Source organism: Geminocystis sp. GBBB08 (genome assembly GCF_016743215.1).
GTDB lineage: Bacteria > Cyanobacteriota > Cyanobacteriia > Cyanobacteriales > Cyanobacteriaceae > Geminocystis.
The window spans coordinates 26,513-35,378 of sequence record NZ_VRZC01000023.1 but is presented as its reverse complement, the minus strand read 5'-3'; the positions used below and the strand labels follow the sequence as shown (position 1 = coordinate 35,378).

Here is an 8,866-nt window from a genome sequence, read left to right as displayed (position 1 = left end):
GAAATACTTTTAAGACCATTCAAAGTTATTATAATCTCATTATTCGCACCGCTTCTAATATAGTTAATCACCAAGAAAAACAGAAATTTTTAAAAGTAGTTTATCAAAACTTTTATAAAGCCTATAATCCCAAAGAAGCCGATAGATTAGGGATAGTTTATACTCCGAATGAAATTGTTAAATTTATGGTAGAAAGTACCGATTATTTATTAAATAAACATTTTACAAGGGGCTTAAGCCCATTGTCTCTAAGAGATAAAGGTGTTGAAATATTAGATCCCGCTACTGGTACAGGTACTTTTATTACTGAAATTTTAGAGTTTTTATTGCCTAGGGATATTGAATATAAATATAAAAATGAGATTCATTGTAACGAGATTTCTATCTTACCTTATTATATAGCAAACCTTAATATTGAGTATTCTTATCAACAAAAAACAGGGAAATATTTAGAGTTTATTAATATCTTTTTACTGGAAACTTTAGAGCATACTAATTTTAGTGGTAAACAGTTTGATTTATTTTCTATGAGTCAAGAAAATACTGAGAGAATAAAAAGGCAAAATGAGAGCAAAATATCGGTTATTATTGGTAATCCACCTTATAATGCTAACCAACAAAATGAAAATGATAATAATAAAAATCGCAGTTATGAAGCCATTGATAAACGAATAAAAGAGACTTATGTTAAGGAAAGTACAACCCAAAAAACAAAAGTTTATGATATGTATTCTCGTTTTTATCGTTGGGCAAGTGATAGGTTAAATAATGAAGGAATTATTGCTTTTATTACTAACAATTCTTTTAGTGATGCTAGAACTTTTGACGGTTTTAGAAAGTGTTTAGAGCAAGATTTTAATTTTATTTATATTATTGATTTAGGGGGAGATGTCAGAAAAAATCCTAAATTATCAGGTACAACTCATAATGTTTTTGGTATTAAAACAGGGGTTGCTATTCTCCTTTTAGTAAAATTTAAAAATAATGATAATAAGTTACCCGCTAAAATATTTTACACCAGAAGACCAGAATTAGAAATAGCTGAGGATAAATTAAAGTTTTTAAGTGCAAATAATTTAGAGTCAATTAATTTTGAGACTATTAATCCTGATAAAAATAATAACTGGATAAATTTACCAGATTATAATGATTTTGAAAGTTTATTGCCTTTAATAAATAAAGAGACTAAATTATCTAAAAATGAAGATGATGAAAAAGCTGTATTTAAGTTATTTTCAGTGGGAGTTAATACTGCTAGAGATGAATGGGTATTTGATGATGATAAAAAGAATTTAATAGAGAAAATCATTTATTTTATTAATACTTATAATTCTTTAGCAAAAATAAATATCAAAAATAATAAAGATAGAGAATATGATATAAATTACAGTTTTGGTGATGTTATTAAATGGAGTGCATCCTTAAAAAATCATTTTATTAATAATATTTTATTAGAATTTCAGGAAGATTTTATAATTAAATTTAATTATCGTCCTTTTATTTCAAAATTTTATTATGGTGATAAATCATTGTCGGATAGACTAACATCTAATCACTATGAAATGTTGACAAAATCTTTAGATAAAAATAATTTAATTCTAAATATTTCTGGTAATGGTGCTAGTAAATCTTTTCAAACTTTAATCTCCAAATTTTTAACGGGATTTGATACACTAGAAAAAACTCAATGTTTGTCATTGTATAGATATGAAAAAGGAGAAAGAATTGATAATATAACTAATTGGGGATTAGAACAATTTAGAGATAATTATGGAGATAAAAACATAGGAAAAGAAGATATATTTAACTATGTTTATGGAGTTTTACATAACCCTGAATATCGTCAATTATATGAACTAAATTTAAAGAGAGAATTTCCCAGAATACCTTTTTATAATGACTTTTGGCAGTGGACAAATTGGGGTAAACAATTAATAGAATTACACCTAAATTATGAGACAATTAAGCCTTATGAATTAAACAGAATTGATATATCTATAACAAGGGGCTTAAGCCCTTTGCCTGAAAGTAGTTCGTTGCCTAAAAATAATATACCTAAACCTAAGTTAAAAGCAGATAAAATTAACCATAAAATTATCCTTGATGAAGTCACAACCTTAACAGAAATACCCCCAGAAGCATGGGAATATAAACTAGGTAATCGTAGTGCAATTGAATGGATATTAGATCAATATAAAGAGAAAAAACCCAAAGATAAAACGATCGCCCAAAAATTTAATAATTATCGCTTTGCTGACTATAAAGAGCAAGTAATAGACTTATTAATGAGAATTACTACCGTCAGTATTGAAACAATAAAAATAATTAACCAAATGAATAAAAATAATTAACCAATCTTGAGACGAGCGATCGCCACTAATATCCTTACTTCCGTAGATTCTAAATAAATTGACAAAAAAAACCGACATTGTTAGTGTCGGCAAATATTTGTTGTCGTTTAATCTTGAGGAAATCTATGCAGGGCGTTTCCAATGTTTCTCTGTAAGATTTCTTTACAATTATTGTAACAGTAAGTACATATTTTGTAAAATTTTTTTTCGACAATTTTTGATCTTGATCAAATTAACTGATTTCTGAACTGGTTTTCTGAGAGAGATTATTACTTAAAGAGTTTATTGATACTGTTGTTTTACTGCTATTGTTATGGACAATTTCTCCGCTATTGGGGCTAACAATGCCTCCTGAAATTAAAACTTTAAAAGCATCTTCAATGGAAATCGAAACATTGATAACGTCTTCTTCTGGTACTATGGCATACCATCCTGATGTAGGATTAGGAGTGGTAGGAATAAAAACACTTAACGTTGGTTTATCCAATTTTTCTTGAAACATATTACTAACTTTACCAGTAATAAATCCTACACTCCAAACACCTTGACGGGGATATTCCACCATGACAACTCTTCTAAATTTTGTTTCAGAATCTTGGAATAATGTCTCTAAAATTTGTTTCAGGGTTTTATAAATTGAACCAGCTAAGGGAATCCCTTGTAATATTTTTTCCCCCAAATCTAATAACCATCTACCAGCGATATTTCTCGCCATTAAACCAATTACTAATATGAACAAAAAAGGCACAGTTAATCCAATGGAAAAGTTTAGTAAATTAGTAACAATCGGGTTAAGGCTATCAAAGGGATTAATTTGTTTTGGTATTTCCGTAAGAAATTTAATCACCCAGTTAGCAATGACGTAACTTAACCAAATTGTTGTTGCTAAAGGAATAACTACTAACAATCCAGCAATCAAATCATTTTTTAAATCTTGCTTTATGCGTTGCAACACAACTTCCCTATCTCTATTTATTTATCTATAATGATCCCATTATAAAGGGAAATAGCCCTAACCTAACATATTGTGTGAAGTATCATAACTATCAATGAAATATAATTGTTAATTGTTCATTAGTCATTAATTTAACTGACTTTTGTCATCATCATTTGTAATCCTAGCCAACCGATGACAATATAGGAGATCGCCAACATAAAACTACTAATAGAGGTGCGTAAACTTTGTTTTAAGGCTAAAGTTTGTGCTTTTGTTTTTTCTTTTTCTACTACTTGTTGTAATTCTGATTGTAGCTTTGTTTGCACTTCTTGTATTTTCGCTTTTAACTGATCTGGTTTTTTTGACAATTCTAAAATTTGTCGTAATTCATCTCGTTGAGCAGTAATTAACTGTAACTGTTGAGGATCAATTTTTTGACCTTGTATTACTCCTCCGGCCTCGATGACTTGATTTCTTTGCTCAATTTGTAGCTTTAATTGTTCAGGATTTTGAGAAATAGCTTCTAATTGGGCAATAAAACCTTGAATTTGAGCTTCTTGTTGTCCCATTTTTTGATTAATTTGAGCCATTAAATCCGTGCTAACACCATTCAGATTAACTAAATGTAACGGTACTAAAATTAAAAATAATAACCCTAAAATACTTGAAAGAATAAAAACAGGAAGACGAATCTTTCTGCCTGATTTTTGATTATTATTATCATTAATCCACCATCCTATCAATAATATAGCAATGGCAATTAAAGGAACAATACCTCGATCAACTAAATTATTAGTAATATTTATTTGCCAATTTTGATCATCTAATTGTAAAGGAATTAAGAGGAAAAGATAATCAATTAAAGAAGAAATTAAGAGAATGCCTCCCACTAATGTTAAGGAGAGACTAATAAAAGCAGAAGTAATTTTCATAGTTTAAGTTTTACTAAATATTATCAATTATCTTAGTTATAGAGTACGATTTATTCTATCCAAGTACTTATCAATTATTTTAAATTTGCCCTAGCATCCATTACCGCTAGGAAAAAAGATATTATTGTTAAAGGAACACTAATCGCTAAAATAATAGTCGTATTTGTTTGACCTAATTGCGGTACTCCCGATGTTAATTCAAACACAGAACCAACTGAAGCGATCGCCGTTATACAAGAAACAAGTAGCAATACGCCACTTTTAGGAGTCATATACATAAATAATTATTAATAGTTATTGAGTTATTGATCTTAGATGTTTTGAACACAATTATTAATTATCTACCAAAGCGGATAATTTGCCTATTTGTTCATTACCTTTGACATCCAATTCACTATAACAAAAAAAGATTTTTTCTGTAACTCTAGCTAATAAATCTTGTATGATTCTGATTATTCTTTCATTTTCTGATTCTAATTCTTCCCCAATAGCATTAGAGTTTGGTTTCCATGATTTTAAAAAGATAGGTGAAGCTAATAATTCTCCACTTTGACTCCAATAATTACTGCCCACATCTAACCAAAATTGCCAACGGTGATAAGTACGAAGGGAACGATATTGATATACTGAAGCCATAGCCACTGCTTTAGGTTCAACAGCAGTTAAAGGAGGTATAATTGCCATTGGTAAAGGATTAGCACTAATTGTACCTTTGCGTAATAAATGAATTAATTGCCTTAGTATATCGTTGATCTGATGATTTTTTAACCGTTGTTGTATTTCCCAAAAATGTTGAGCAGTTTCTCTAAATTCTCTAAGAGTAGCTAATTGACTATAATTTAACTTATCCACTTTCAAGAAAAAATGCTCTAAAATGTCATCAGTTATGGCTAAAAGGTGATTATTTCCCCTGTTAATTTTTTCTCTATTTTTATCAATCCATTCTCGAATTTGATTATAAGATTCTAAACTTTGATAAGTTAATCTATCCCATCGTGGAAATGATTGTACAGTTAATAAACTAGGGTAATTTATATCAGGAGAATAACAATAATCTACCAATAAACCTCCTCGTACTAAATCAATATTTTCCCATGATAAAATAACCAACATTTCCGTGATCATTTCCTTTTCTAATAATCTACCATTACCTTGATATAATAAAGTTAAAAGAGTTAAAGTACTGCGAATTAAAGGAGAAGTAATTAACGGGCGTTGTTCATTTATCGGTTTAACTTCAATACCATGATCCTTCAGATAATTAATAATAGTATATCGTGCAATTTCGTCTAATCCGGGTGCAATAATCACAATTTCATCAGCTTGAATTTCACCTGATTTGATTGATTTAACAATAAATTCTGCTGTTTGATTTAATAAATCTCCTCTTGAATTATCATTAATAATATGTCTAACATTATCTATTATTTTTTGTTGAGTATAACCTTGATTAATAATTTCTAAAATGAGAGTTTCCACTTTAACTCTTAAACTATTTATCTGATTAATAACTAAAGATTCTTGATGACAAAATTTAGCTAATTCTTGCAAATATTGAGGATCTGCACCTAAACCTAAAGAAATTTTACCGTTTTGATTATAAGTAAAAACTGCGGTTTTTTTTTCCGTTAAAAATACCTTAGCTAAATCGGCCATCATGGCTGGATAATCGTCCACATCATCAGCAAAAATAGCTTGATAATTGTCTTTTAAATAAGATTGATAATAATTATTTGGTAATAGATAAAGTCCATAAAGTTCATAAATTAATCCATAACTTAACAAACCTTTTTCTAAACACCATTTACGCCATTGTAAAATTAATTCTTGAATTAAATTAATAAAAATTTCTCTTTTATTTATATTAATAATTTTCGATTCTAATAAACGATCGCCAATTTTTTCAGGAGAAATTCCTTCTGCTGTTGCTAACTGTAAAAAATCTAAAATACGTCTGACACAATTATATTCATTGCCAAATATCCCAATTAATTCAACATTTAAAGATGATTGCCATAACTGAGTTGCCAATTCTTGCTCAGTTTCTGGGCGTAAACGTATAGGTAATTGTGACGGTAAATTTAATTGTTGACAAAGTAAAGGATAAAAAAGTATCACATCTTCCATCATTAATGCTAAAGGAGTTTTTATTTTCGTCTGATAACTATTACTATTGAGACTTAAAAGTATTTTAATCAGAGTTTTTTTACTCTCACCATTCGCACATAAAATTAATGGTTTTTCCAGAAAAGATGATGTTTCTAACCATTTCACCATTAAAGAAGCTAAACGGGTTGTTTTACCACAACAACTATCACCAACAATCCAAATGGGCGGAGATTCGAGAATAGACAAGGGCTAAATTTTGACGATGATTTCTCATTAATTATAACAATTAACAATTAACAATTAACAATTTGAGCTATCAGCAGATATATAGCAATTTTCACATAAGCGAGGTACGAGCAAGGGGCTAAAATCCTTTGTTAGCAAGGCAAGATTTATAAACAATATATTATTGTCTGATCATTTTTGTCTTAATTGTAATTAAATTATAAGGGCGATCGCACTAGAAAAATTAACTTTTGACTCATTCAAACGATTTTGACTCAAGTGATAATCTCTGGCTAGTTGATATAATTGGATTAGGCAAAAATTAATACTGCTGAGTCAATAAATGTTTTAATCATAATTAGGGGTTGCCTCATAGTGGTGTCGTGAACATAGAGAAGAGCGGATTTGCGAATAGGAAAGAGTTTTAATAGTTTTTGTTGAGTATGTAAAATACATATTAATTACACTATATTTAACTAAACAAAGGGTTTAAAGCCCTTACCTCCCAATTTTTAATGATTTAAATTGCTATAATTCCTAATTTTTAATGGTTTGATGGGCTAAATAAGCTAAATAAAAGCAAATAATAGCATTAACTAATAAGAAAATTTGTGAAGTTAAGCCATAACCTAAACCCCAAACTATAGGATTAGTAAAAGCGGTAATTATTAAGCAAGAAGTAACCCCTAAACTCGTGCCAATAGCAAAGTATTTGAGTTGTGGATGACTTAAAAATAAAACAATTAAAATAAAAGGAATTAAAGCACTAGCAAAGAAAGGATTTAAACTATTTGTACCCATGACTACGTTACCTAATTCTGGCACGGAACTGCCCATTAAACGAAAAGGCCATTGAGGTAAATCAAAGATATATAATCCTTGTAGGAAAAATAAACCACTGCTACCGGTGACTAAACCAGTGGCTAAACTAAGATTAAAGGTAAGATAGTTACGCAAAAACCACGCTAATAAATATGAACCTAAAACCATACCTAACTTTGGTAATAAGGTAATTGTACCGCCATCGATCCAAAATCCGGGGTTTAAGTAACCACTGTTTTTCAACCATCGTAAAAAGTCTCTTGGGGTAATTTGCCCTTTTAATGCCAGTTTAACGGATTGAGCCGCATCTAATTGTCCTGCACCATAATGATTTAAAGGATCTTTTTCGATTTTACGCGCAGATTTGACCAAAATTTCTCGAATTTCATCGGGATTTTGAATACCTGTTGATTTTATTAACGCTGCTACTCCAGCAACGTGAGGGGAAGCCATGCTTGTGCCTTGAAAACCGATCAATGCGGGTTGTTGATTCTCTCCTGAGATAGTTTCTTGAATAATTTTACCTGTTTCGCTACCTCCTGGTGCACTTATATCTACTCCGGCGCCAAAATTAGAGTAAGGTGCTTTATTCCCAATAGAATCTGTAGCCGAAACGCTAATTACTAGGGGATAACGAGCAGGAAATGATGCACTATTTCGATTTTCGTTACCAGCGGCGGCAATAATTACCACTCCTTTATCATGGGCATATTTGAGGGCATCACGCATTAATTGGCTATCTCCTCCTCCTCCTAAACTCATGTTAATGACATCAGCTTTGTTGTCGGCGGCGAATTTAATGGCTTCGGCTATATCTGCCACTGTGCCACCATTGACTCCTAAGACTTTTAAGGGCATAATTTTGGCTTTATAAGCTATTCCTGCAACCCCATAGTTATTATTAGTGGATTGAGCGATCGTACCGGCAACGTGTGTACCATGCCCTACGTCATCTGAAGCATCAACTTTATCATTAACGAAATCATAGCCTTCCACGAATTGAGTTTGATCAAAATCTGGCACTTTGGTTACGCCGGTATCTATTACCGCAACGGTTACATCTTCTCCTTTTGTTTCATCCCATGCTTGTTCAATATTTATACTACGCAAGTTCCACTGTTGTGTATAAGCAGGATCGTTGGGTACTTCTAAGCTATGATAAAGATAATTTGGCTCAATATATTCTACTTCTTTTTTCAAAGGTGATCGACGTAGGTTTTTGAGGGTATTTTGATCACCTTCGACAATATAAACTCTTTCTTCAGTGGAAAAGATACTATTTAAAATGGGTATTTCTTGAACTTTTGAGGTAATAAATTGAATATTTTTTTCTAATTCTGTAACGGGAATATCTTGACGAAAATTAATAATGATGGAGTTAAATTCTCCTTGATTTGCTAATCCTTTGAAATTAAATAAAGCAAATCCTAAACCGATTAAAAAGATAGAAATGAGTAATAGTTTTTTCATAGTGATTACGGAGTAGCGAT

General features: G+C 30.5%; 6 protein-coding genes. 1 reads left to right on the top strand and 5 read right to left on the bottom strand.

Annotated features, from left to right (window positions below; all coding sequences use genetic code 11):
* A partial coding sequence (locus tag FWJ34_RS04965; RefSeq protein WP_308254219.1) for a type ISP restriction/modification enzyme occupies positions 1 to 2,351 on the top strand: 2,351 nt, incomplete at its 5' end.
* A gap of 232 nt (positions 2,352 to 2,583) precedes the next feature.
* Here FWJ34_RS04965 and FWJ34_RS04960 read toward each other — a convergent pair.
* The 5 genes from FWJ34_RS04960 to FWJ34_RS04940 all read right to left on the bottom strand — a co-directional run bounded on the left by FWJ34_RS04960 (position 2,584) and on the right by FWJ34_RS04940 (position 8,846).
* Positions 2,584 to 3,306, bottom strand: coding sequence for a DUF502 domain-containing protein (locus tag FWJ34_RS04960; RefSeq protein WP_308254218.1), 723 nt, complete (start codon positions 3,304 to 3,306; stop codon positions 2,584 to 2,586).
* 131 nt (positions 3,307 to 3,437) lie between these two features.
* On the bottom strand, positions 3,438 to 4,220 hold the full coding sequence (locus tag FWJ34_RS04955; protein WP_308254217.1) for an HpsJ family protein: 783 nt from the start codon (positions 4,218 to 4,220) through the stop codon (positions 3,438 to 3,440).
* A 74-nt stretch (positions 4,221 to 4,294) separates the two neighbouring features.
* Entirely contained in the window at positions 4,295 to 4,492 is a 198-nt protein-coding gene (locus tag FWJ34_RS04950; protein WP_308254216.1) for a hypothetical protein, read from the bottom strand.
* A gap of 61 nt (positions 4,493 to 4,553) precedes the next feature.
* Positions 4,554 to 6,575, bottom strand: a complete 2,022-nt coding sequence (locus FWJ34_RS04945; RefSeq protein ID WP_308254215.1) for a recombinase family protein — start codon at positions 6,573 to 6,575, stop codon at positions 4,554 to 4,556.
* Positions 6,576 to 7,091: 516 nt separating this feature from the next.
* Entirely contained in the window at positions 7,092 to 8,846 is a 1,755-nt protein-coding gene (locus FWJ34_RS04940) for a S8 family peptidase (RefSeq protein WP_308254214.1), read from the bottom strand.
* Positions 8,847 to 8,866 lie beyond the last annotated feature (20 nt).